At 33.3% G+C, this 282-nt stretch carries 1 protein-coding gene; it reads left to right on the top strand.

Annotation, left to right across the window (positions count from 1 at the left end):
* A partial coding sequence (locus tag ACJDU8_RS25845) for a helix-turn-helix domain-containing protein (RefSeq protein ID WP_406795043.1) occupies nucleotides 1-282 on the top strand: 282 nt, incomplete at both ends.

Below are 282 nucleotides of genomic sequence, written 5' to 3'. Positions count from 1 at the left end.
AGACCTAAAGGTGGAAAGCCAAAAGGATACAGTGTAAACGGAGATGGTGAGAAAGTATGCGATGATCAGATTAAGGAATTTATTTTGGAGGCCATTGACGGAGATGCTATTAACTATGGATATAGAAAAATAACTTACCATATAAGAAAATATTATAATCTTGTGATTAATCACAAGAAGGTTTATCGGCTTTGCAAGGAGCTTGGAATACTTAAAGACCAGAGAATAATTAAAGCTAAAATAAAGAGAAATATTGCAGTTAACAGAACTATAACAGGCTCA

Source organism: Candidatus Clostridium eludens (assembly GCF_045310515.1).
In the GTDB taxonomy this organism is placed as follows: Bacteria; Bacillota; Clostridia; order Clostridiales; family Clostridiaceae; genus Clostridium_B; species Clostridium_B eludens.
The sequence above is the reverse complement of the archived record's forward strand: the minus strand, read 5'-3'. Positions and strand labels throughout refer to the sequence as shown.